Origin of the sequence: Microbulbifer sp. ARAS458-1, assembly GCF_045348205.1 — a bacterium.
Taxonomy (GTDB): Bacteria; Pseudomonadota; Gammaproteobacteria; order Pseudomonadales; family Cellvibrionaceae; genus Microbulbifer.
On the sequence record NZ_CP155838.1, the window covers coordinates 1,704,083 to 1,728,191 of the forward strand.

Annotated in this window: 23 protein-coding genes and 1 riboswitch; of the genes, 12 read left to right on the forward strand and 11 right to left on the reverse strand. The window is 58.3% G+C overall.

The annotated features are described in order from the left end of the window. Positions 1 to 2: 2 nt before the first annotated feature. Both AAFH99_RS06965 and AAFH99_RS06970 read right to left on the reverse strand, forming a co-directional pair. Entirely contained in the window at positions 3 to 263 is a 261-nt protein-coding gene (locus tag AAFH99_RS06965; protein ID WP_066966529.1) for a YkoF family thiamine/hydroxymethylpyrimidine-binding protein, read from the reverse strand. A gap of 14 nt (positions 264 to 277) precedes the next feature. Beyond that, positions 278 to 2,407 (reverse strand): TonB-dependent receptor, encoded by a 2,130-nt coding sequence (locus tag AAFH99_RS06970; protein WP_406829036.1) that lies wholly within the window; start codon positions 2,405 to 2,407, stop codon positions 278 to 280. Positions 2,408 to 2,458: 51 nt separating this feature from the next. Further along, a riboswitch (TPP riboswitch) is annotated at positions 2,459 to 2,589 on the reverse strand. Positions 2,590 to 2,734: 145 nt separating this feature from the next. On the opposite strand from AAFH99_RS06970, the gene AAFH99_RS06975 reads away from it, so the two are divergent. The 8 genes from AAFH99_RS06975 to AAFH99_RS07010 all read left to right on the forward strand — a co-directional run bounded on the left by AAFH99_RS06975 (position 2,735) and on the right by AAFH99_RS07010 (position 10,232). Next, positions 2,735 to 3,733, forward strand: a complete 999-nt coding sequence (locus tag AAFH99_RS06975) for an LLM class flavin-dependent oxidoreductase (RefSeq protein WP_043317470.1) — start codon at positions 2,735 to 2,737, stop codon at positions 3,731 to 3,733. Then, complete coding sequence (locus tag AAFH99_RS06980) at positions 3,726 to 4,139, forward strand: hypothetical protein (protein ID WP_406829037.1); 414 nt, start codon at positions 3,726 to 3,728, stop codon at positions 4,137 to 4,139. The genes AAFH99_RS06975 and AAFH99_RS06980 overlap by 8 nt, the downstream gene beginning before the upstream one ends. 15 nt (positions 4,140 to 4,154) lie before the next feature. Further along, a complete protein-coding gene (locus tag AAFH99_RS06985; RefSeq protein ID WP_406829038.1) occupies positions 4,155 to 5,087 on the forward strand; it encodes an aldo/keto reductase in 933 nt (310 codons plus the stop codon). 41 nt (positions 5,088 to 5,128) lie between these two features. Further along, a complete protein-coding gene (locus AAFH99_RS06990) occupies positions 5,129 to 5,812 on the forward strand; it encodes a DUF6064 family protein (protein ID WP_406829039.1) in 684 nt (227 codons plus the stop codon). 170 nt (positions 5,813 to 5,982) lie between these two features. Then, a complete protein-coding gene (locus AAFH99_RS06995; RefSeq protein WP_043317464.1) occupies positions 5,983 to 6,621 on the forward strand; it encodes an RpiB/LacA/LacB family sugar-phosphate isomerase in 639 nt (212 codons plus the stop codon). 114 nt (positions 6,622 to 6,735) lie between these two features. Beyond that, entirely contained in the window at positions 6,736 to 7,737 is a 1,002-nt protein-coding gene (locus tag AAFH99_RS07000) for a GNAT family N-acetyltransferase (RefSeq protein WP_406829040.1), read from the forward strand. Positions 7,738 to 7,882: 145 nt separating this feature from the next. Then, positions 7,883 to 8,692: a hypothetical protein gene (locus AAFH99_RS07005; protein WP_406829041.1), complete on the forward strand. Its 810-nt coding sequence runs from the start codon at positions 7,883 to 7,885 to the stop codon at positions 8,690 to 8,692. Between the two features lie 151 nt (positions 8,693 to 8,843). Continuing rightward, complete coding sequence (locus tag AAFH99_RS07010; protein WP_081847973.1) at positions 8,844 to 10,232, forward strand: glutamine synthetase family protein; 1,389 nt, start codon at positions 8,844 to 8,846, stop codon at positions 10,230 to 10,232. A 96-nt stretch (positions 10,233 to 10,328) separates the two neighbouring features. Here AAFH99_RS07010 and AAFH99_RS07015 read toward each other — a convergent pair whose 3' ends face one another. Beyond that, a complete protein-coding gene (locus AAFH99_RS07015; protein ID WP_043317460.1) occupies positions 10,329 to 11,597 on the reverse strand; it encodes a 6-phosphofructokinase in 1,269 nt (422 codons plus the stop codon). Positions 11,598 to 11,971: 374 nt separating this feature from the next. On the opposite strand from AAFH99_RS07015, the gene mpl reads away from it, so the two are divergent. From mpl to AAFH99_RS07035, 4 genes are all read left to right on the forward strand, one after another. After that, on the forward strand, positions 11,972 to 13,354 hold the full coding sequence (gene mpl, locus AAFH99_RS07020; RefSeq protein WP_406829042.1) for a UDP-N-acetylmuramate:L-alanyl-gamma-D-glutamyl-meso-diaminopimelate ligase: 1,383 nt from the start codon (positions 11,972 to 11,974) through the stop codon (positions 13,352 to 13,354). A 30-nt stretch (positions 13,355 to 13,384) separates the two neighbouring features. After that, positions 13,385 to 14,005, forward strand: a complete 621-nt coding sequence (locus tag AAFH99_RS07025; RefSeq protein WP_043317456.1) for a flavin prenyltransferase UbiX — start codon at positions 13,385 to 13,387, stop codon at positions 14,003 to 14,005. Positions 14,006 to 14,017: 12 nt separating this feature from the next. Further along, complete coding sequence (locus AAFH99_RS07030) at positions 14,018 to 14,290, forward strand: SelT/SelW/SelH family protein (protein ID WP_043317455.1); 273 nt, start codon at positions 14,018 to 14,020, stop codon at positions 14,288 to 14,290. Positions 14,291 to 14,383: 93 nt separating this feature from the next. Then, complete coding sequence (locus AAFH99_RS07035; protein ID WP_406829043.1) at positions 14,384 to 17,014, forward strand: RND family transporter; 2,631 nt, start codon at positions 14,384 to 14,386, stop codon at positions 17,012 to 17,014. 212 nt (positions 17,015 to 17,226) lie between these two features. Here AAFH99_RS07035 and yjgA read toward each other — a convergent pair whose 3' ends face one another. From yjgA to lptB, 8 genes are all read right to left on the reverse strand, one after another. After that, positions 17,227 to 17,757 carry a ribosome biogenesis factor YjgA gene (yjgA, locus tag AAFH99_RS07040; RefSeq protein ID WP_043317451.1) on the reverse strand — a complete coding sequence of 177 codons (531 nt, stop codon included), beginning with the start codon at positions 17,755 to 17,757 and terminating at the stop codon, positions 17,227 to 17,229. Between the two features lie 64 nt (positions 17,758 to 17,821). Beyond that, positions 17,822 to 19,165: a magnesium transporter gene (mgtE, locus tag AAFH99_RS07045; RefSeq protein WP_406829167.1), complete on the reverse strand. Its 1,344-nt coding sequence runs from the start codon at positions 19,163 to 19,165 to the stop codon at positions 17,822 to 17,824. A gap of 127 nt (positions 19,166 to 19,292) precedes the next feature. Next, positions 19,293 to 19,562: an HPr family phosphocarrier protein gene (locus AAFH99_RS07050; protein WP_043317449.1), complete on the reverse strand. Its 270-nt coding sequence runs from the start codon at positions 19,560 to 19,562 to the stop codon at positions 19,293 to 19,295. A gap of 48 nt (positions 19,563 to 19,610) precedes the next feature. Continuing rightward, positions 19,611 to 20,489: an RNase adapter RapZ gene (rapZ, locus tag AAFH99_RS07055; RefSeq protein ID WP_043317447.1), complete on the reverse strand. Its 879-nt coding sequence runs from the start codon at positions 20,487 to 20,489 to the stop codon at positions 19,611 to 19,613. A gap of 117 nt (positions 20,490 to 20,606) precedes the next feature. After that, positions 20,607 to 21,068 (reverse strand): PTS IIA-like nitrogen regulatory protein PtsN, encoded by a 462-nt coding sequence (gene ptsN, locus AAFH99_RS07060; RefSeq protein WP_043317446.1) that lies wholly within the window; start codon positions 21,066 to 21,068, stop codon positions 20,607 to 20,609. A 55-nt stretch (positions 21,069 to 21,123) separates the two neighbouring features. Next, complete coding sequence (hpf, locus tag AAFH99_RS07065; RefSeq protein WP_043317444.1) at positions 21,124 to 21,417, reverse strand: ribosome hibernation-promoting factor, HPF/YfiA family; 294 nt, start codon at positions 21,415 to 21,417, stop codon at positions 21,124 to 21,126. 207 nt (positions 21,418 to 21,624) lie between these two features. Then, on the reverse strand, positions 21,625 to 23,085 hold the full coding sequence (locus tag AAFH99_RS07070) for an RNA polymerase factor sigma-54 (protein ID WP_043317442.1): 1,461 nt from the start codon (positions 23,083 to 23,085) through the stop codon (positions 21,625 to 21,627). A 230-nt stretch (positions 23,086 to 23,315) separates the two neighbouring features. Next, positions 23,316 to 24,041 (reverse strand): LPS export ABC transporter ATP-binding protein, encoded by a 726-nt coding sequence (gene lptB / locus AAFH99_RS07075; protein ID WP_406829044.1) that lies wholly within the window; start codon positions 24,039 to 24,041, stop codon positions 23,316 to 23,318. Between the last annotated feature and the right edge of the window lie 68 nt (positions 24,042 to 24,109).

A 24,109-nucleotide genomic window follows, 5' to 3' on the forward strand; every position in this document is an offset into this window, starting at 1 on the left:
GATCAGAGCCCAATGTTTGGGTTCAGGTCACCGTCGATAAACTTGCACACGAAGATCGCGCGCCCGAACTGCTCCCAGGACTTGCGCATTTCCGCTTTGAGCACGTCCATCACCACATCGTAATCACCAAACACTTGGGTGCTCATGGTATTGGAGATGACTTGCAGTTGCGGTTGCTCGTTCAGGCGCTGGATAAAATCCTTGATCGCCGGGATGTACTCGTCTTTCAGTGGGTACATGCTGATTTCTACGGAGAGTTGCATATCAAGACTCCCAATTAAAAGGTGTAGCTGCCGGAGATACCCGCGGTGCGCGGTTCACCCAGCTGGTAGTAAGCCTCCGGCGCGTAGCCGTTGGCCGGATTGTTGCCGAACTGGTTGCTGAAGTAGAAACCGCGCGTGTAGATCACTTCGTCGGTCAGGTTTCTGCCCCACAGGGACAGATCCCAGTTGTCGCCGCGGTAGGTGAGGCGTGCGTTGACCAGTTCGTAGGCGGTGGACTTCTCATTGTGGCTGTTGGAGAAGTAAAAGTCGTCTTTGCCTTCCAGTTCTACGCGCGCGCTCAGGTTATTGGTCAGCGCGTATTCCGCTCCGGTGAAATACTGGTAGTTGGGCGCGTGGGCGAGGTCGCGGCCGCTGAGATCAACCGGTGAAGTCTCGCCGGTGTTGTCATCGCGGCCGTCGACGTGGGTGCTGCTGACAAAATCTTCGAATTCCGCATTCAGCCAACCGAAGGTGGCGAAGAGTTGCAGGCTATCGCTGGCCTGGAAGTTGATCTCCGCTTCGATACCGGTGCTATGACCGCCGGCGGCATTGGCCAGGTAGTCATCGAAGGAAAAGTCTTCCGGGTTGAAAATGGATTGTTTGGCCTGAACGTCGCTGCGGTCCTGGTAGAAGGCGGCGACCTGGGCCTGCAGGCGGCTTTCCAGCCAGTCACCTTTTATCCCGAATTCGTAGTTCATCATGCTCTCGGTATCGAACAGGAAGGTCTCGCTGCCGATGGCCGGATTGTTTTCTGAGGCGGAAATAATACGGCCGTTGACGCCGCCCGCCTTGTAGCCCCGGGACAGGGTGCCGTACAGCATGGTGTTGTCCGTGGCGCTGAACTGCAGGGTGATATTGCCGCCCCACAGGTCTTCGCTGGTGTCGCTGGTCACCGCGAGTGAGTCACTGTAATCCGCGCGGCGCTGCTCCAGGCGCAGGCCAGTAATCAATTCGAAATGCGCGCCAAGGGCGGTATTCAGCTGCCCGTACACGGCAGCGTTATCGGTATCGAACTGGCTGGCGAAGCTGGCGTTGCGCTCCAGCGCTTCTTCTTCCGTGCGAAGGTAAACACCGGCCACCCAGCCAGTGCTGCCGCCAAACAGGCGACTTTCCTCGGTGGAGACCAGGCGCACATCGGCGCTCAGGTTGTCGCGGTCGCGCAGGTAGTTGTCGGTGGATACGTACTCCCATGGGTGGAAGCCTACATGGGTCCAGTCTTCATCGTAGCCGTATTCGGTATCGGAACTGGCGGCGCTCAGTATGGAATTGATGGTGAACAGTTCACTGGCGCTCCACTGTGCACTTACCGCACCGGCGAGGGTCTCCTGGCGATCCCAGCCCGGCTGATCGGACAGGGTGTTGCGGGAGTTATCCAGGGTAAAGGCGTCGTAACCGTTGTCCGCGTCCAGATAGAAGAGGGTGAAGTCCAGCTGCAGGTCGTCGCTGGCCTGATAGCGCAGTTTGCCGCGGGCCACGGTCTCGTCAATTTTGTTGGTGTCTTTGCGATCCAGGTAACGGTTGTAAACATAGCCGTCGGACTGCTGATTCTGCACCGCGAAGCGGTAGCTCAGCTGTTCTGAAAGCGGGCCGCTGGTCACGGCAGACAGAGTGCTGGAGCCGTAGCGGGCGGCGTCGGCGGATACCTTTGCAAAGGTTTCCGCGGTCGGTGCGTTGCTGGTCATGCTCACCAGGCCGGCCAACGCGTTGGCGCCGTACACGGTGCCCTGGGGGCCGCGCAGGATCTCAACCTGCTGCATATCCAGGGTGCTGGCGGCGAGGCCGAGGCCGGTAAAGTCGATGCCGTCGACGATCAGGCCGACAGAGGGATTGACCGGGTCGATAAACTGGCTGCGCTCACCGATACCGCGGATCTGTATGAAACGGCCGCGAGATGCACCGCTGGAGAAATTCACGTTGGGGGTCAGATTCAGCAGTTGCTCAAGGTTGGTAGCACCGCGGGTTTCGATGGCGGCTGCATCCAGTACGGAAACACTGGTGGGGGTGTCGAGCGGGCTGGTGGCGCGCAGTTGGCTGGTGACCACCACTTCCTCGATGGCGGTGTCTGCGAGCGCGGCAGTGCTGATCAGCGCGGTTGCAGCGGCAATAGCGCGGGCGAGTGGTTTGAAAACGTTATTGGTATTCATGGCTCTCTCGTACAAATCAGTGAGAGACCCGGAGCGCGACGTGAAGAGGGGAGCTGGTGGACTACCTATTCCTACGCCGGTATTAGCCGGATCAGGTTTCAGGGAGACTCTGATTTCGCCAGAGGCTCCCAAGGGTTTGCCGATGAAGGCATCTCAGGCTTTCGCCACCCCTTAGGTTGTGCATGAGTTTTTTGCGGGCGCGATCCTATCAGATAAGCGAAGTGTCAGGAACTGTGGTGTGCACGGAGAACAGCTTCGATAGGATGGTCATATCTGAATCGCCTACTGTGCTTTTTCGCGCAAGGCCAAACGCGTACAGGAGTTGATATGCGCGCTTTTTCACTACTGGATCTCTCGCCCATCACCGAGGGAAGTGACGCCCGTACGGCGTTGATGAACTCCCTGGATCTGGCACAGCACGCGGAACGTTTCGGTTACCGGCGCTACTGGATGGCGGAGCACCACAATATGACCGGTGTAGCCAGTGCAGCGACGGCAGTGGCGCTGGGCCATATCGCCGCGGGCACCAACAAGATTCGCGTTGCCGCCGGTGGTGTCATGCTCCCCAATCACGCGCCACTGGTGATTGCCGAGCAGTTCGGCACCCTGGCCGCGCTTTACCCGGACCGGGTAGATCTGGGGCTGGGCAGGGCGCCTGGTACCGATGGCGCCACCATGACCGCACTGCGCCGGGATCCGCTGCACGCCGCCGATCAGTTCCCGGAAGATGTACGCGAGTTGTTGCACTACTTTGCCCCGGAGAAGCCGGGGCAGCGGGTGCGCGCAGTGCCGGGGGCAGGGCTTCAGGTGCCGATCTGGCTGCTGGGCTCCAGTCTCTACAGCGCGCAGCTGGCTGCGGCCATGGGACTGCCGTTTGCCTTTGCCTCTCACTTTGCCCCAGCGATGCTGGATCAGGCGTTGCATCTCTACCGGACTCAGTTTCAACCGTCGGAATCGCTTGCTGAACCCTATGCCGCTGCAGCGATCAATGTGTTTGCCGCGGACAACGCGGTTGAGGCGCGCAAGCTGATGACCTCCATCGAGCAGCAATTTGTCGCCCTGCGCCGGGGCACCCCCGGGAAAATCAAACCGCCGGTGGACGATCCGGAATCCATCGCCGGCCCCGCCGAACGCATGCAGGTGGCCCAGGCACTGGCGGAGAGCGCGGTGGGTACGAGGGATACCGTCGCCGAGTGGATTGATCGTTTTGTGGCGCGGACCCGGGTGGACGAGCTGATCGTCACCGGTGCTATCTATGATCACAGTGCGCGCCTGCGCTCCTTCGAACTGGCAGCCGATGTATTGCGGGAGCGAGTGGATGGCTGAAACTGCCCAGATCGATCGTCCGATGCACTGGCGATGGTTCCTCGCCCACTTTCTGTTTGTGCTGGTGGCCTGGACGCTGTTTATCAAGTACCTGTTCCCCATCGCGGTTGCGCATTCCAGCGGTGCGCCCTGGGACAGTCATGTGTACTGGGACCTTTGGCCGGTGGCGCATCTGTGGCTGGGCTGGGCGCTACTCAGGCAGCCGGGTTACCTGCGCACTCTGGCTATCGTAATGTCCGTGGTGGAGATTGTGATTATCGTCACCAAGTTTGCGCTGTTTCTGGCCGAGCCCGATTGGGATATCTGGCGAACCAACTGGTTCGTTAACAAGGTTTTTGTGCTCACCTGTTTTATTCTTGTTCTCGCGACTGCACTGGCGCGACCGCGCGCGTTAAGTGCCCAATAAATGGAGGAAGCCACCATGGAAGGTAAGTTGCTACGCCGTCAATTTCTCAAAATGCTCGGGGCGGGTGTGGTCAGTGCCTGGGGCTTTCCGGGGTTGGCCAGTGCTCAGTCGCCGGCATTGCTGTCCAAGCCGATCCCCAGCAGTGGCGAATCATTACCGGTGATCGGTATGGGTACCTGGCGCACGTTTAATGTGGGCAACGATCCGGAGTTGCTGGCCGCGCGCACTCAGGTACTGAAGGCATTTTTTGCCAGCGGTGGTGGCCTGGTCGATTCGTCTCCCATGTATGGCTCCGCAGCCGATACCCTCGGCTTTGCACTGAAACAACTGGGCATTCCGAGAACACTGTTCAGTGCGGAAAAGGTCTGGAGCCCTGCCGGTGGCACCACCCGTGAACAGGTGACAAGCCTCGCCGAACGCTGGGGCCTGAAAACCTTTGATCTGGTGCAGGTGCACAACCTGGACGATTGGCAGGAACACCTGGCAGTGCTGCGTGAACTGAAGGCGAGTGGTGTTATCCGCTATCTCGGTATCACCACCTCCCACGGCCGCCGTCACCAGGAGTTTGAACAGGTGGTGGCGAGCACGGAAATCGATTTCGCCCAGATGACCTACAACATCACCCACCGCGAGGTGGAGGCGCGGCTGCTGCCGCTGGCGAAGGAGAGAGGAGTTGCTGTTATCGCCAATCGCCCCTACGACGGAGGGAGCCTGATCAAGGGGTTGAAGCGCAGGGAAAAAGTGCCCGCCTGGGCAGCGGAGGAATTTGGCTGTCGCACCTGGGCGGATTTCCTGCTCAAATTTATTGTCAGTCATCCTGCGGTGAACTGTGCCATTCCGGCAACCTCGCGGGTGGAGCACATGAACGAAAATATGGCGGCGGGCGCTGCGCCGCTGCCGGATGCAAAGACACGACAGAAAATGGTCGCGTATATCGAATCTCTGTAAATCCATTCTCCCCAGAAAAGTACCGAATAAGTGGGCGCACCATGAGCGAGTGGAATAGCTACCAGATCCAGGATTTTGTTCCCTTCAGTGCGGACGTGTACTTCCGCATGCTGGAACGAATGGGGGAAACCTTCTGGCCGCTGCAGCTGTTCACTCTGGCGGTAGGGGTTGCGGCGCTGCTACTCGCATTGCGCGGAAAATCCCGCATAGCGCTTCTACTTCTTGCGCCGGTATGGGTATTTGTCGGCGTGGCTTTTTTCGCACAGCGATATGCGAATCTGAACTGGATTGGGCAAATTCTCGGTTGGGTCTGGATTGCGCAGGCGGCGCTGTTGGTTTTGCTTGCGGCGACAGGGCGCGGCACTGCGGGTCCCGTGGAGTCCCATTCAGCAAACAACATCACCGGTGTGCTGATTTCCCTGGTTGGTTTACTGATGTTTCCGTTGCTGGCGCCGGTGCTTGATACCAGCTGGACACAGGCGGAAGTCTTTGGGTTGCATCCGGACCCCACAGGGGTGGTGAGCCTGGGTATTTTTATGATCGCCCTGCGCGGCTGGGCTCAGTGGTTGACCTGCCTGGTCCCCCTGCTGTGGATCACGCTATCTGCACTCACCCTGCAGGTACTCGAGGCACCCTGGTGGGGAGCTCTGTTTGCGGTAGCTGCCGTGGCTGTTGGCAGCCTGATTGGGCAGTCTCGCGTCGTGTTAGCCCGGCCTGGGCGATAGATTGCCCTTCCCCCTCGATTATTCTGTCAGGCCGGTTTTTAATTTTTGGTCAGGCACGTATAATCCTGCCCCAATAAACAAACCGCATCGATTTGGTCTGTTCGTTTTTCGAGCGGGTCGGTCGCGATGCGCACTTCGCTGCACAGGCGGGAATAACAGGAGATCGATTGATGAAAATCGCATTGATGAACGAATTCAGCCAGGCATCCAAAAACGCCGTGGTTCTAAAAGAGCTGCAGGACGTTGCCGGCGAACTGGGCCACACCGTGTACAACACCGGTATGAGCGACGACAACGATCACCGCCTGACCTACATCCACCTAGGCATCATGGGCAGCCTGCTGCTTAACTCCAAAGCCGTGGACTTCGTGGTAAGCGGCTGTGGCACCGGCCAGGGCGCGCTCATGTCGTTGAACGCCTATCCTGGCGTAACCTGTGGCTACTGCATTGACCCGGCAGATGCCTTCCTGTTTGCCCAGATCAACAACGGCAACGCGCTGGCCATTCCCTTCGCCAAGGGCTTCGGCTGGGGTGCGGAGCTGAATATTCGCTACATGTTCGAAAAAGCCTTCACCGGCGTAAAAGGCCAGGGCTACCCGCCGGAGCGTAAAGAATCCCAGGTGGCCAACGCCGGTATCCTGAACCACATCAAGGAAGCCACCGGCAAAGCTTACCTGGACGGCCTCAAAGCCATCGATCCGGAGCTGGTGAAAACCGCCGTAACCGGCGAGCGCTTCCAGGCCTGTTTCTTTGAAAACAGCCAGGACCAGGAGCTGACCGACTTCGTACGCAGTGTGCTGGATTCCTGAGTGAAGCCGCGCTAAACAGGCGCAGCTTTCAAAAGGCCGCTCCGGAAACTCCGGAGCGGCCTTTTTTGTTATAGTCGTTTATTACTTCTAGATTCTGGCGAGGGACCTGCGCAGATGTCCAAGGGAAAACGGAACGCTACCGTGCCCTATCTTCAGGAAGGCGAACGCGTGGTCCTGTTCGATGGGGTTTGCCGGCTGTGTTCCTTCTGGGCGCGCTTTCTGCTGAAGTTCGATCGCCATCGCCGCCTGAAACTCGCCACTGTGCAATCGGAAGAGGGGCAGGCGATCCTGTCGTTTTTCGCTATGCCCCTCGATGAATACGAAACCCTGCTTCTGGTTGAAAGTGGCCAGATGTATGTAAAATCGGATGCGATACTGCGTATTCTAAAACTGCTCCCTTTTCCCTGGCCGGCACTCAGCTGCTTTCGACTGATACCACCCTCGGTGCGCGACTGGATATACGACCGGGTCGCGCGCAACCGGTATCGTTTGTTCGGAAAACAATTGGAGTGTGCCCTGCCTCGTGCAGAAGATCGAGCGCGTTTTATCAGTAAAAAGAAGTCTCCTGAAATGGAAATACGCAAAGCATTGCCAACGGATTTCGAACAAATCTGGCCAATTTTTTTCCAGGTGGTCAGCGCCGGGGATACCTACGCCTATGCGCCGGACACTTCACGGGATCAAGCCTACAAAATCTGGATGGACGTGCCGCGCAAGACTTACGTGTGCGAAGAGGCCGGGGAGATTCTGGGTACCTACTACCTGAAAACCAATCAGGCCGGTCCGGGATCCCATGTGTGTAACTGTGGCTACATGGTGGCAGCCTCTGCCCGCGGCAGGGGACTGGCCTCCGCCATGTGTGAACACTCCCAAGATGTAGCACGTGAGCTGGGGTACCGGGCGATGCAGTTCAACTTTGTTGCCTCCACTAATCAGGGCGCGGTGCGCCTGTGGAAGAAGTTGGGTTTTGACGAGGTGGGTCGCCTGCCCGGCGCTTTCAATCATCCCACTGCTGGATTTGTGGATGCGCTGGTGATGTACAAGACACTCGTCGATAGAAATGAGCAAGTAATGCCAAAGGAGCTGGTGACGGTAAATGGAGTTTACGAACGATAAAGATCGGTTGCGGGGCGGCACGGATAAACGTTGCTGTGTCTGCGAAGAACCTATTCCGGTTCACTTGCGGCAAACCATGGCCTCGAGAGACTGGCCTCACTGTGGTGCCCACGAATGCGCCCGATTTCTTTCGCAGCGGGAAAGCATGCCGGAACCGCTGTTTCTCGCCCAATTGACCGGGTTAAAGTCGCGGATTCGAGACCGCAAGGTTTACCAGCAGGACCGTGAGCGGAGGATTCTGGCGCGGGTCGAGGGGGAGGCGGACGAGAATCGACGCCAGCTGGATTCCTTTTTGGCCATGCGCACAGACCTGGATCGTCGTGATGTTCATCCGATGGTGATTCCCGTAGGGCGCAGTAAAGTGGTGCCACTATCCAGTGCGCGTATCGAAAAGTATCGCGAGCACCTGTTGGCCGTGGCCGCGGAAGCCGAAACTTACCTGTCGGTGGCGGAAGTTTGTGAGGACCAGAACCTGCGCCCATCCGTCAACCGGGCCCTACATGAGCAGCGCTTCACGCAGGATTCCCGGGTTCAGAAAATCAGCGATCGCCTGTGCGCTGCCTGCCGGGGGGCATGCTGTTCTTCGGGAGGCGAGACCGCGTATCTGTCCCCACTGAGTTTACGCAAGGCGAGTGACGCTTACCCGGCGCTCGATACCGCCGAAATAGTCTCCTTGTACCTATCCCGCCTACCGTCCGAGTCTATCGAGCATGCCTGCATCAACCAGACGGCCAGTGGATGCAGCCTGCCGAAAACCTTGCGCTCGGATATTTGCAACGCTTACTTTTGCGACCCGCTGCTGGAATACCATCGCGAAAGCTCGAGTGTGGAACCCAAGCCGGCGGTATTTGCCATTCAGCGGGAAGCCACGTTTGTCGGTACTCTCGATCCCGATACACCCAACGGAATTATCGATACGGTTCTGGTAACCGAAGACGGGGTCGAGCGGATATAAGGGTGCTTGGGTTGGGCCAGTGAATGTTTTATCGGGTCAGCATCTTTAACCGAAAATTTGCATTACACTGCGTGCTTTGATCCTATCGAATGATTCTATCCATTAACGCTATTCATTAACCATATCCCTTGGCTAATGTCCTGGAGCCTGTATGAGTCAGCCCGATGTGAGTAACTGGCTGGATAATCTCCCCGAAGCTTTTCTCGCCTATCTGAACGGCCGTCGCCTGGATGAGGTGGAGTGCATTGTCCCGGATCTGAACGGCATGTCCCGGGGCAAGGCGATGCCGCTGAATAAGTTCTCTCCGGAAACGCCGATCTTCCTGCCTATTTCTATCTTTTACCAGACCATCACCGGTCAGGATGTGGAGATGGATATCGAAAACCAGTGGGCGGAAAGCGATATGGCGCTGGTGCCGGATATGTCCACCGCTATGGCGGTGCCCTGGGCGAAAACACCGGCACTGCAGATTATTCATGACCTGCAGGACCTGGACGGCAACCCCATCCCCTGTGCGCCGCGCAATGTTCTGAAACGGGTGATTGGCATGTACCGGGAGCGGGGCTGGCAGCCGATTGTGGCGCCGGAGCTGGAGTTCTATCTGACCCGCCCGAACGTGGACCCCAATGAGCCTATCCAGCCGCCCATCGGTCGCAACGGACGCTCGGGAACTTCCCTGCAGTCCTATTCGATGACCGCCATCGACGAGTATGGCCCGGTCATCGATACCATTTACGAGTTCGCCGAGGCCGCGGGCCTGCATATCGACTCGGTGATTCAGGAAGACGGTGCCGGCCAGGTGGAGTTCAACCTCACCCACGGCGACCCGCTTTTACTGGCGGACCAGGTGTTCTACTTCAAGCGTATTATCCGTGAAGCGGCGCTCAAGAATGGTATGTTTGCGACCTTTATGGCCAAGCCCATGCGCGACCAGCCGGGCAGCGCCATGCATATTCACCAGAGTGTGGTGGATATCGATACCGGCAAAAATGTGTTTTCCTCCGAAGACGGTAGTGCCTCGGATCTGTTCCGCTACTTTATCGGCGGAACCCAGAAGCACCTGCGGGAAATCATGCCGTTTATCGCGCCTAACGTGAATTCCTACCGCCGCTACGTGCTGTCGGACAATTCCAGTGCGCCCACCAACATCGGCTGGGGCTACGACAACCGTGCCACCGGCCTGCGGGTACCCAACTCCGGCGCCCAGGATCGCCGCCTGGAAAACCGTGTGGTTGGCGTGGATGCGAATCCCTATCTGGCGATTGCGGCAAGTCTGGTGTGTGGTTATCTCGGCATGATCAACGGTATCGAGCCGAGTGCGCCGGCCGCGTCGGAACTGGATGAGGCGCAGGAAGAAAACTTTTATATCCCGCTGACTTTTGATGAGGCGTTGCGCATCTTTGACGACGCCGATGAGTTGCGCCAGGCAATGGGGGAGGACTTCTGCCAGCTCTACGCGGCGGTAAAGTACGAGGAGATGCGCCTGTTCCACCGGGAGATTTCCCCGTGGGAGCGGCAACACCTTTTGCTGAACGTCTAGTTACTGAAGGTATAGTTACTGCACGTAGAGTCGCCATCAAAAAAGGCCCCATCCGTTTCCGGTTGGGGCCTTTTTCATTAGCAAAGCCTGTGACGATTAAACGTCAAAGCCTTCCTTCAGTTTTTTATCCACCAGGGCCTTTTTCAGGCGCGCATATTGCGGAATGCCATTTTTGTAAGGCGGGTAGTCCTCGCCCTGGATCAGTGGTTCCAGGTAGTCGCGGCCGGCCTGGGTGATGCCGAAGCCGTCATCGGAAATAAATTCCTTGGGCATGAACTTCTCGACGTTGGCCACCTCGGAAAGCGGAGCCTCGCCAATGGTCCAGCTGTAGTCGGCGGCACTGGTGCCGTTGCGTTCAATGGTCGGCATGATGGCATTCTTGCCGGCCACCGCCGCTTCCACCGCCGCCTTGCCCACAGCGTATGCCTGCTCTACGTCGGTGGCGGAAGCGATATGGCGCGCAGCGCGCTGCAGGTAGTCCGCCAGGGCCCAGTGGTATTTGAGGCCCAGTTCGTCTTTGACCATTTTGGCCAGAGTGGGTGCTACGCCACCCAGCTGTTTATGGCCGAAGGCATCCACACTGCCGGCGTCGGCCAGGAAGGTGCCGTCTTCGTACTGGGCACCTTCGGAGGCGACGATCACGCAGTAGCCCTTTTCATTGACGGTCTGTTGCACCTTGGCGAGGAACTTTTCTTTATCAAAAGCCACTTCTGGCAACAGGATAATGTGCGGGGCATCGCCTTCCTGTTCCTGGGCGAGGGCGCCGGCGGCGGCAATCCAGCCCGCGTGACGGCCCATCACTTCAACGATGAAAACTTTGGTGGAGGTGGCGCACATGGAGGCCACATCTAATGCCGCTTCCTTGGTGGAGACGGCGACGTACTTGGCCACGGAGCCAAAGCCCGGGCAGTTGTCGGTAAACGGCAGGTCATTATCCACCGTCTTGGGAATGTGGATTGCCTGGATGGGGTAGCCCATCTTTTCCGACAGCTGGGAAATCTTGAGGCAGGTATCGGCGGAATCGCCACCGCCGTTATAGAAGAAGTAACCGATGTTGTGGGCCTTGAACACTTCGATCAGGCGCTCGTACTCCGCGCGGTTCTGCTCCAGGCTCTTCAGTTTATAGCGGCAGGAACCAAAGGCACCGGACGGGGTGTGGCGCAGGGCTGCGATAGTCTCGGTGGATTCCTGGCTGACGTCGATGAGTTCTTCCTTGAGGGCGCCGACGATGCCATTGAGGCCGGCGTAGACATTGCCGATCTTGTCGCTGTGCTGGCGGGCGGTCTCGATGACTCCGCAGGCGGAGGCGTTGATAACGGCGGTCACACCGCCAGATTGCGCGTAAAAAGCGTTCTTCTTCGACATGTCTATCCTATGGCTTCTCGTCAAAAGTCACCCGTAGCGTGGGGTGGGAGCGGCGGGCGGCTCTTGGCGGCTACCTCACGCGGCGCGAAGTCTAATGTATTCATATGGCAATTGCATGGAATTGCGGGCATTCGACACTTACTGTGGTAAAAGGCCGTGATAAGCTTGCGCGTCGTCGATTTTTCGAGCACTGCTGATACTTCCTGCCGTTGACCAAAGCAGAAGCAAAAAGCGCGCCGGGCCGCAGATGGCCTCGGATATTCCCGCAAATATGGGGAATGATTGCGTGAACGGGCAGTCTCAGGCGGCGCCACGTGTGGCCTATGGGCCCCGGAGGTGGCGCGCATCCGTATTGAACAGAGTGAACAACTGGCATGCATATTCATATTCTAGGCATTTGCGGCACCTTTATGGGTAGCCTTGCGCAACTGGCGGTGGCTGAGGGGCACACCGTCACCGGCTCCGATGCCAATGTGTATCCGCCCATGAGTACCCAACTTGAAAATGCCGGGATCGTGCTGACCGAAGGGTATGACCCGGCCCAGCTGGAGCCGGCCCCGGACCTGGTGATTATCGGCAACGCCCTGTCCCGCGGTAATCCGGCGGTGGAAGCGGTGCTGGAAAAGGGCCTGCCCTATACCTCCGGCGCTCAGTGGCTGTGCGATCATTTCCTCGGCGGGCGCTGGGTACTGGCGGTCTCTGGTACCCACGGCAAGACCACCACTGCCAGTATGCTGGCGTGGGTGCTCGACTATGCGGGCATGGACCCCGGTTTTCTGATCGGCGGAGTGCCGCAGAATTTTGATGTATCGGCGCGCCTCGGCCGTACGCCGTTTTTTGTGGTGGAGGCCGATGAGTACGACACGGCCTTTTTCGACAAGCGTTCCAAGTTTGTCCACTACCGCCCACGCACCCTGATAATCAACAACCTTGAGTTTGACCACGCGGACATCTTTGACGACCTGGCGGCCATCCAGAAGCAGTTCCATCACCTGGTGCGCACCGTGCCCGCCAGCGGGCTGGTGATCGCGGCGCAGGAAGACACCGTATCCCAAGTGCTCGACAAAGGCTGCTGGAGTGAGGTGCAGCGCTTCGACGTGGAGCAGGCCGACGGGGTGCGATTCGGTGACTGGTGTGGGGTGAACGTGTCGGCGGACGGCAGCCACTTCGATGTCCAGCTGGAAGGCGTAACCGTGGCCAGCGTGCAGTGGCAGCAGACCGGCCTGCACAGTGTGAAAAACGGCCTCGCGGTGATCGCCGCCGCCCGCCACGTGGGGGTCGAGCCGGCAACCGCAGCGGAAGCTCTGGGCAAATTTGGCGGTGTCAAGCGACGCATGGAGTGCCTTGGAGATATCCAGGGGATTCGCGTGTACGATGATTTTGCCCATCACCCCACGGCGATAGAGACCACATTGAATGGCCTGCGCGCAAAGGTCGGGAGTGACAAAGTCATCGCCCTGATTGAACCGCGTTCCAACACCATGCGTATGGGACACCATCAGAATCAGCTGGCGCGTGCCTGCTCGGGCGCCGATCTGGTGCTCTGGTACCAGCCGGAAGGGATGAATTGGTCCCTGGATGAGGTGGTTCACCATTCCACCGTGCCGGCAAAGGTTCTCCACACTATCGACGCTGCGGTAGAATCCGTGCTCGAACTGTCCGGCCCTGGCAGTCACATTATCGTGATGAGCAACGGCGGCTTTGGCGGAGTACACCAGCGACTGCTCCACGCGCTGGAGCAGAGATACGGCAAATAGCCCCGCACCGGGGCGGAGACGGATACCTCATTGGCTGAGCCCACTTTTCCCAAAACAGTAACCCTGGCAATTACCGGCGCGTCCGGCGCCCAGTACGGCCTGCGCCTGTTGCAATGCCTGCTGGCGGCGCGGGTGCGGGTATGGCTGCTGCTGTCGGATGCGGCGCGCATCGTGATCGATACCGAAACCGACGTTTCCCTGCCGGAAGACGAAGGTCGCACGGAAGATTTTCTGCGTGCACTGTATGCTGCGGAAGCAGGACAGTTAACCCTGTTCGGCAAGCGCGACTGGTTTTCCCCGGTCGCCTCGGGCACCGGTGCCGCCAGCAGTCTGGTGATTTGCCCGGCCAGCGGTGGCACCCTGTCTGCCATCGCCACGGGCGCGTCCAATAATCTGATTGAACGCGCAGCGGATGTGGCCCTGAAAGAGCGCCGGCAGTTGATTCTGGTTCCGCGGGAAGCGCCGTATTCAGAAATTCACCTGGAAAATATGCTGAAGCTCACCCGCATGGGAGCGGTCATTCTGCCGGCGAGCCCGGGGTTTTATCAGAAGCCGCAAACCATCGAGGATCTGGTGGACTTTGTGGTGGCCAGAATCCTGAGTCAGCTGCAGATCGAACAAACCCTGTTGCCCCCCTGGGGAAACTGCTGAGAGCCTTGCGCTATGCAAAAGACCGTCACCATCCATTACTGCGTGCAGTGCAACTGGATGCTGCGCGCCACCTGGATGACCCAGGAGCTGCTGTACACCTTCGCCGAAGACCTGGACCAGGTTGCACTGAAGCCGGGCAGTGGGGGTGTGTTCGAAATTCACGTAGGCGACCAGCTGATCTGGGAGCGTAAACGCGATGGCGGCTTTCCCGGGCCGAAAGAACTGAAGCAGAAAGTGCGGGACCTACTGTTTCCCGAGCGCGACCTCGGTCACGTGGACAAGTAAACAGACTTTTAGATGACTCTCGAATATTCGGCAACGCGCACAATGGAAACATCACGCGCTGCCTGATTTCGATCAGAACAAAGCGAATTGATTATGCTGTTGGGCTTGAAAACCTGGTACGAAAAGTTGGTTCTCGGACATCCGAAAACCGTTCTGACACTGGTGGCACTGCTCACCATCGCCGCTGCGGCCGGGCTGCCGAAATTCAAACTGGATGCCTCGGCAGATTCCCTGACGCTGGAAACTGACGACTCGCTGGACTATTTCCGCGAGATTTCCGAGCGCTACAACTCCGGTGACTTTTTGGTGGTTACCTACCGCTACAACAACGGAGATCTGTTCAGCGATGAATCCCTCGCTACCATGCGTCGCCTGCAGGACGAGCTTGCCATGGTGGACGGTGTCACCGGGGTGCAGTCGATCCTCAACGTACCGCTGTTGTACAGTCCCAAGCTTTCCATTACCGAGGTGGCCGGTGGTATTCGCACCCTGTCGAGCCCTGGTGTCGACAAGAGCCTGGCCCGTAAAGAATTCCTTGAAAGTCCGATTTACAAAGAACTGATATTGAGCCCCGATGGTGAGACCACCGCAATGATGCTCAATCTGGAACTGGACAAGGAAGGGCTTGACCTGGTGCGCGAGCGCGATGCGCTCCGTCGCCTGCGTAATGAGCAGGGTCTGGATGCAGAACAGGCAAGCCGCCTGGAAGCGGTAAGTGCAGAATACCTGAAACATCGCACCGCCCAGGAAGCCGCCGCGCGGAATCGCGTAGACGAGGTGCGGCAGATCCTCGCCCATTACGACGACAACGCCGAGCTGTTCCTCGGCGGTCTCACCATGATCACCTCGGATATGATCGCGTTTATCCAGAGTGACCTGATGGTATTCGGCGCTGGTATTCTGATTTTCATCGTGGTCACCCTACTGCTGATTTTCCGCCAGCCGCGCTGGGTACTGCTGCCGCTGATTACCTGTGTGACCACCGCGGTGATGATGCTGGGGCTGCTGTCCTGGCTCGACTGGCGCATGACGGTGATCTCCGCCAACTTTGTCGCCCTGCTACTGATCATTACACTGGCCATCACCATTCACCTGGCGGTGCGTTACCGCGAGTATTTCTCCGAGCACCCGGAGTGGGATCGCTTCCAGCTGGCGTCTGCCACCGTTGCGTTTATGGCCAAACCCTGCCTGTACACCGGCCTCACCACCATGGTCGCGTTCATCTCCCTGGTCGTGAGCGGTATTCGCCCGGTGATCGACTTCGGCTGGATGATGACCATTGGTGTGACCATGGCACTGGTACTGTCTTTTCTGATTATTCCCGCCAGCCTTATGCTGCTGAAAAAACGCGATGGCGGCCAGGGCGCGGACAACTCTCACGCATTCACTCAGGTGTTTTCCCGCTTTGCGGAAAACCACAAAGGCATCGTGCTCGGTGTTGCGGTGGTGGCGGCCATCATCAGTGCCGTGGGTATCTCGCGCCTGAAAGTGGAAAACCGTTTTATCGATTACTTTGATGACTCCACCGAGATACACCAGGGCATGCTGGTCATCGATCAGCGTCTTGGCGGCACCATCAACCTGGATGTGATACTCAATAAACCGGAAGACACGGTACCGGCTTTTGATGGAGCGGATGCTGGGGAAGAAGACCCGTTCGGCGCTGACTTTGGCGGCGATCAGATTGCAGAGGAGGGCGCGGATGAGGAGGCGGATCCGTTTGCCACCGAAGACCCCTTCGCTGCGGACGATCCTTTCGCCGCAGACGGCGGTGAGAGCCAGGCCCCGGATGCCTACTGGTTTACCGTAGCCGGCCTCAACCAGATTGAGCAACTGCACGACTTCCTCGAGGCCCAGCCGGAAATAGGCAAGGTGCAGTCTCTCGCCACCCTGTACAAAGTGGCTCAGGACCTGAACGACGGCGGCCTCAACGACTTCGAGCTGGCCGTTGCCCGCCAGAGCCTGCCGGAGGAAATCAATCAGGTACTGATCAACCCTTACTGGTCGCCGCAAGAGCAACAGGCGCGTATCACCATGCGCGTGATGGAAACCGACCCCAACCTGCGCCGGGACGAACTGATCCAGCGTATCTACACCTATGCGGAAAATGAAATGGGCATCGCCCCGGAAAACATCCGCCAGACCGGTATGCTGGTGCTGTACAACAATATGCTGCAGAGCCTGTTTAAATCCCAGATCCTCACGTTGGGCGCCGTCTTCGCCGGCATCCTGCTGATGTTCCTGGTGCTGTTCCGCTCACTGCCCATCGCAATTATCGCCCTGGTGCCGAATATGCTCGCCGCCTGCGTGGTCCTCGGCGGCATGGGCCTGGCAAACATCCCGCTGGACATGATGACCATCACCATTGCCGCCATCACCGTCGGCATCGGGGTCGACCACGCCATCCACTACCTGTACCGGTTCCGCGAAGAATTCGCCAAAGACGGCGACTACATCGCCACCATGCACCGCAGCCACGCCACCATTGGCCGCGCCATGTTCTACACCGCCATAACGATTATCGCCGGCTTCTCGATACTGGCACTGTCCAAATTCGTGCCCTCGATTTACTTCGGATTGCTGACCGCACTGGCCATGTCGGCGGCCCTGCTGGGCTCACTGGCACTGCTGCCATTGCTGCTGGTCTTGTTCAAGCCGCTGAAGAATCCAGCGGAGGGGAATGAGCCGGGAAAGCCGCTAACGGCTGAAACCTGCCCGGGTTGAAGTCGGGATAGAGAAGTTGGAAATCGCTTAATCGCAGCTGAAGTTCGAATCGAAGGCACGCTGCCGGGGAAGGGTTTTCAGGAGCGTCGCAAACAGGACGTTTGCGCCGCAACGCCCAAGGAAGGGTTTACAGTGGTCCTGAAAACCCTTCCCCGGTGGCTTGCCGCCACTGGGCGCGAAAAGAAGGTGCGAATTGAGCTTTGAAGTCCCGCTCAGTCCACCTGCATAAAAAAGTCCCGCAAGTAGCGAAACAGTTTTCGCTGGTTGGTCGGGGCTTTTTTATTGGCGATCTCTTTATTGGACTCGCGAATCAGCGTGCGCAATTGCTGGATATCCACACCGGGGAACGCATCAAAAAATGCACTCTGGCCTTCTTTGCCCTCGGTCAGCAAGCGCTCCCGCCATTCCTCCGCCATCCGGTCAAAGCGCAAATGGTGGTGGTCCTGCTCCTTGTGCTTCTCCAGCACCGCCTCAATCGCCTCCACATCCGCCTTGCGCATCAACTTACCAATGTACTGAAGCTGGCGCCGCCGCGCCTCCCGCGACTTGATCCGGTGAAAGGTCGCAATCCCTTCCTCAAGCGTCGCATCCATCGGCACCTCCGCCAACTTCGCCGCATTCAGCTCCGTCAGTTTTTTGCCGAGCGCCTGCAGCTCGTGCATCTCCTCCTTGATTTGAGTTTTGCTTTTCGGAAGGTCCTCATCAAACTCATCATACGGAGTGTGTTCATCAGAATTGTGCATAGAAAATCTCGAGATCTGAATTCAACCAATAATGGCAGTACCCGGTAATTTGGGTACCCAATCATCAGGCAAAAAATATTGTGGCCAGTCCAAGGAAAGACATAAAGCCCACCACATCCGTCACCGTCGTCAGTGCCACACCACCCGCCAGCGCCGGATCGATCCGCATCGCCCGCAGCGCCACCGGCAGAATTGCCCCCGCCAGCGCCGCCGTAATCAGATTGATGACCATGGCCGCAATGATAATCCAGGCGATACGCGGATCCCCAAACCAGAGTGCCGCAATGACTCCCATTACCGCCGACCACAGGATCGCGTTTAACGCACCGCTACCCAGCTCTCTTGACAACAGCCAGCCCAGGTTGCTGCGGCCCACCTGGCCCAGTGCCATACCGCGAATGACCACCGTCAGTGTCTGACTGCCGGCAACACCGCCCATGCTCGCCACAATTGGCATCAGAACCGCCAGCGCCACCACCTTGTCGATGGTGCCCTGAAACAGATTGATCACCCAGGACGCCAGCAGTGCGGTGAGCAGGTTGATGCCCAGCCAGATGGCGCGGCGCGGCGCCGTGCGTCTGACCGTGGCAAAGGTATCCTCCTCCTCGTCGAGACCCGCCAGGCTCATCAGCGAGTGATCCGCATCCTCGCGGATAACATCCACCACGTCATCGATGGTGATGCGGCCCAACAGGTGACGTTCCTCATCGACAACCGGCGCGGTAATCCAGTCGTACTTGGCGAACAGTCGCGCCACTTCATCGTCCGGCATATCCGCGGGAATCGGCTCGATATCGGTCACCATAATCTCGCGCACCGTAACCGACGGGTCTGTGGTCAGCAGCTTGGCCAGAGGCAGCAGGCCGATAAAACGGTCCTTGCGGTTGACTACAAAGATGTTATCGGTGGATTCCGGCAGTTGTTCGTGGCGGCGCAGGTAACGCAGTACCACATCCAGGTGCAGGTTCGGGCGCACGGAGACAATCTCCGTGTCCATCAGGCCGCCGGCGGTTTCCTCATCGTAAGAGAGGACGCTCTCTACCCGCTGGCGATCGCGTTCGCTCATCGCCGACAGCACCTCCGCCATCACCCGATCCGGCAGCTGTTGCAGGATGTCCGCCACATCGTCCGCGTCCAGCCCCTCCATCACCGCCACCATTTCCTCGGTGTCCATGGTGGAGAGAATCTGGCTCTGAACCTCGTCCGGGAGTTCCTGCAGAACCTCACCCTCGATCTGGCGATCGATCAGTTTCCACAGCACCTGACGGATACGTGGCGGGGAGCTTTCCAGTAGCTGGGCGATGCTGGGGGGGGAGAGGGATGCCAGCATGCGCTGGACTTCGCGCCCGGTACCGCTATCCAGTGCCGCATACAGCTCACCGAGCTGGTTTTGGGCGCGGAAATTGATGTCGGCGTTGACGGGTTTGGGCACGGAGGGTCCTGATTCTGGATAGAGTGGCGGGTGCCGGCATTATAGTGCGAAACCGGCAAATGGCAGCTTGTTTGCCTCTTGGTTCTCTGGGCTATTTCGCTTTTTATTCGCCTTCGCCAAACCGGTCATTGATCAGGGTGCAAATCGCCTCGTGTGCCGCATCTTCGTCTCGACCTGTCACTTCCAGTTCGAGTTCCACGCCTTTGCCAGCGGCGAGTAGCATCAGTGCCATTACGCTCTTACCGTCTACGGCTTTGCCATGACAGTGCACTTTTACATCTGAGGAATAGCGAGCGCAGGTCTGCGCGAGCTTGCTGGCGGCGCGGGCGTGTAGTCCGAGTTTATTAATGATGGTGATACGACTTTTCGGCATGCTCGATGGTCTTTGATCTGATTTTTAGCTGGCGCCGGTGTGGAGCGGTCAGCTGCGTTTTTTTTGTTGCTCGCGGTGGCGAACTTGGATGTTTTCAAAGGTGTCGGCAAAGTGCTTCGCCAATTGTTCCACCATGTAGACCGAGCGGTGTCGGCCTCCGGTACACCCGATCGACACCGAGGTGTAGCTGCGGTTGCTCTGCTGGTACGACGGTAGCCAGCGCTCGAGGAAGGCCGTGATGTCCCGCTGCATATCTTCCGTTTCCTGGTGGGAGCGCAGGAAGTCTGCCACCTCCGGATCCAGCCCGGTTTTTTCCCGCAGCTCCGCGACCCAGTAGGGGTTGGGCAGGCAGCGCAGATCAAAGACCAGGTCCGCATCTACCGGTACACCGTGTTTGAACCCAAAGGACTGGAACAACACCGCCATGCCGGGAGAGTCCTTCCCTACGACCCGGGTTTTAATTTGATCCCGCAACTGATGCAGGCTGAGGCTGCTGGTATCGATGACCAGATCGGCCATGGCCGCAAGAGGGGCAAGGACTTCCTTCTCCCGATTCAGGGCTTCCAGCAGGTGGGTGCGGCTGTCGCTGAGGGGGTGTTTGCGGCGGGTCTCGCTAAAGCGCTGAACCAGCACCGGCGAGCGCGCATCCAGATAGACCACATCGCACTCGATACCGCTGTCGCGCAGGTTATTGATAACCTGGGGGGCGTGGCGGACATCCTGCCACAGGTTGCGGGCATCGATACCGAGGGCCAGCTGGGTATTTTCACTGGGTTCCTGGGGCGTCTGCTCACTGACCCGACGGACAAGCTCCGGCAGCAGGCTGGCGGGCAAGTTGTCGATACAGTTGAAGCCGACGTCTTCCAGCAATTGCAGGGCAGAACTTTTGCCCGAGCCGGAACGACCACTGATGATGACCAATCGCATTGCACTCGCGCTCCTTGCAGGTTGAGCAGGCTCTGTTGAATCGTCGGGCCAGTATAAATCAGTCACCCCAACCGGCGGGGTCGAAAACTGCGCCATTGAGCGCTAGCTCAACAAAAATCAGGCTGCCGCGGCACTGTTGATCGCCAGTGCGTAGAGTTCATCGCTGGTGGTGGCTTCACGCAGTTTTTCACGGACCCGGCTGTCGCTGAACAGAGCGGCAATTTCCGCCAGAGTATCCAGGTGCTCCTGGTCGGAATCCTCCGGTACCAGTAGGGCGAACAGCAGGTCTACCGGTTGGCGGTCGATCGCATCAAAATCCACCGCGGGTGAAGTGGTGCAGAGCACGCCGATTGGCTTTTCACTGCCAGGCAGGCGGCAGTGGGGAATGGCGACACCTTCGCCAATGCCGGTAGAGCCCAGGCGCTCCCGGGCGACCAGCTGGTTGAACACTGTGTCGGTGTCCAGTTCGGGGTATTGATCCGAGATCGCCTGGGCGATATTGAGCAACAGCTTCTTCTTGCTACTCCCCGCCAGGTGGCAAAGGCTCAGGCGGGGAGAGAGTAATGCTTCCAATGTCATAACGTACAGATGATCTAGCGGTGCGAATCAGCCGTTGGCTCGTATGGGTATGAGCCTAGCGGTGACCGCGTAACTTCTCTTTGTGTTTCAGCAGCTGCCGGTCGAGTTTGTCCGTGAGCGAGTCGATCGCTGCGTACATATCCTCAGATTCCGAATCGGCAAAAATATCCTTATTGCCGTTCACGTGAACGCGGGCTTCGGCTTTCTGGATCAGTTTGTCGACGGACAGGATAACCTGCGTTGTGGTGATCAGGTCATTATGGCGGGAGAGCTTGTCCAGTTTGGTCAGGCAGTAATCGCGAATGGCCGGAGTAACGTCTACGTGGTGGCCACTGATATTGATCTGCATGGATTTCTCCTCATCGGGTACAACACAATCTGGTCGCACCCCCGCACAGGGCGGCAACCCTACTAGGAAGTGCGTCAGAATGGAAGGATACACTCGCCGCAAGGCTATTGGTTGCCTGGAAATTGATCAAAAAAGGGGCGCAAACCGCAAGTGTGAGGACTGGGGTGACATCAGAGGTGCGTCACAGGCATTCTGTGACCGGAGTCGTTAAACCAGTCGCTTGCGTTCGCTGGAAGAGGGGATGCCCATGGACTCTCGGTATTTGGCCACGGTACGGCGTGCGACCTTGATGCCTTGGGCGTCCAGCTCCTGGGTGATTTTGTTGTCTGATAGCGGCTTGCGCGGCTGTTCCCCGTCGATCAGCTTGCGGATCAGTGCCCGGATGGCGGTGGAGGAGGCGTCTTCGCCGGAATCGGTGCTGACGTGACTGGAGAAGAAGTACTTGAGTTCGAACACACCGCGAGGGGTGAGCATGTACTTCTGGGTGGTTACCCGTGAGATGGTGGATTCGTGCATGCCAATGGTCTCGGCGATATTTGCCAGCACCATGGGCTTCATGGCTTCAGGGCCCTGTTCGAAAAAGCCCTGCTGCTTTTCCACAATACTGCTTGCCACCTTCAGTAGTGTCTCGTGGCGGCTTTGCAGACTCTTCAGAAACCAGCGGGCCTCCTGCAGATTGTCGCGCAGGTAATTGTTTTCGCTGGAATTGTCAGCCCGTTTGATCATTGCCGCGTAGGCGTCGTTGATGCGCAGCTTGGGCGTGGTCTCGGGGTTCAGTTCTACTACCCAGCGGTCGTGTTTGCGGCTGACGATCACATCCGGCACTACATACTGGGGCTCTTCACCGCCAAACGCTTCGCCGGGGTAGGGGGTAAGGGTCTGGATCAGGCGCATTACCTCGCCCAGCTGCGATTCACTGAGACGTGTGCGGCGGCTCAGTTGGCGGAAATCCCTTTTGCCTAGCAGATCCAGGTGCTGACTGACAACGGTCACGGCCTGGGGCAGCCAGGGAGTGTGTTCTGGCAGCTGGTGAAGTTGCAGCAGCAGGCTTTCCCGCAGGTCCCGCGCACCACAGCCCACGGGTTCCAACTGCTGGATGGTCTTGAGTACCGCCATTACTTCATCCAACTCAAGCTCCATGGATTCCGCCAGTTCTTCGATGGGGGTATCCAGAAAACCATTGGGTGCAATGGCGTCAATCAGGGCTTCGCCGATCAGCTTGTCCTCAATGGTCAGCGGTGTAAGGTTGAGTTGCCACATCAGGTGATCCTGCAGGCTCTCCGAGGCGGCATTGCGCTGTTCCAGCGCATATTCGTCACCTTCACCGCCACTGTGGCTGCCGCTGGAGTAGATGTCATCCCAGCGCGTGTCTACCGGCAGGTCGTCGGGAATGTCGCTGTTCCAGTCTCCGTCTGCGGCGGATTCACTCTGCGCCTCAGTGGACCGTTCCGGGGCTTCCTCTTTGCGCTCGGCGGGAGTGTTTTGATCCTGATGGGATTCGCCGGCGTGTTCGTCAAAGTCCGATTCCAGCAGCGGGTTGCTGTCGAGTGCGGACTGGATTTCCTGTTGCAGGTCCAGGGTCGACAGTTGCAGAAGACGGATGGCCTGCTGCAGCTGTGGCGTCATCGTCAGCTGAGTGCCGAGTTTTAACTGGAGTGACTGCTTCATAGGGGTATGCCGGCAGAAAAGTCTGGCGTGGATCCGCTGCGGAGAATTTTATGTTCCCTGCGGCGGGGTAAAGCTCATTTCATGCAGACTACCCCGGGGCGGGGCGGAAGACAAGGGGGCGGTTAAGCAATAAGTGTGCCGAAAAAATGCAAGCATTTGGTCACGGGTGAAATCCTGTGACTTACGTCCGCTCCACAGTGCAAAACGGGGAAATTTTTCCGCTTTCAGGGTTAAATCGTGAACTCATGTCCCAGGTAGACGTCTTTCACCTGTTTGTTTTCGGCGACGTCGCGGGGGGCGCCAGAAGCGATGATATGGCCCTCGCTGACAATAAATGCGGTCTCACAGATATCCAGGGTCTCGCGCACATTGTGGTCGGTAATCAATACGCCAATGCCGCGGTCTTTGAGGTGGCGAATGATCTGCTTGATGTCGTTGACGGATATCGGGTCTACACCGGCAAATGGTTCATCGAGTAGGACGAAGGCCGGGTTGGTCGCCAGGGCGCGGGCAATCTCCACCCGTCGCCGCTCACCCCCGGACAGGGCCATGCCGAGGCTCTCGCGGATATGGGTAATATGGAATTCTTCCAGCAGGGCTTCCAGCTGCTCTTTGCGCTGGGTATTACTCAGGTCCTTGCGCGTCTGCAGGATCGCAAGAATGTTGTCCTGGACTGACAGGCGGCGAAAGACCGAGGCCTCCTGGGGCAGGTAGCCGATACCCTTGCGTGCGCGGCCGTGCATCGACAGGCCGGTAATATCCTCGCTGTCGATCATCACCTGGCCTGCATCCGCCTGCACCAGGCCGGCAATCATGTAGAAACAGGTGGTTTTACCGGCGCCGTTGGGGCCGAGCAGGCCGACAACCTGGCCGCTGGAGACACTGACGGACACGTCCTGCACGACTTTGCGCTTTTTGTACTGCTTGGCGAGGTGAAGCGCCTTGAGCGTTGCCATTATTCAATTCCGGCTGAGGGGCGGCTGGAGGCCGCGCCTGAAAATTCTGCTTTGGGGGGGCTGGCAAG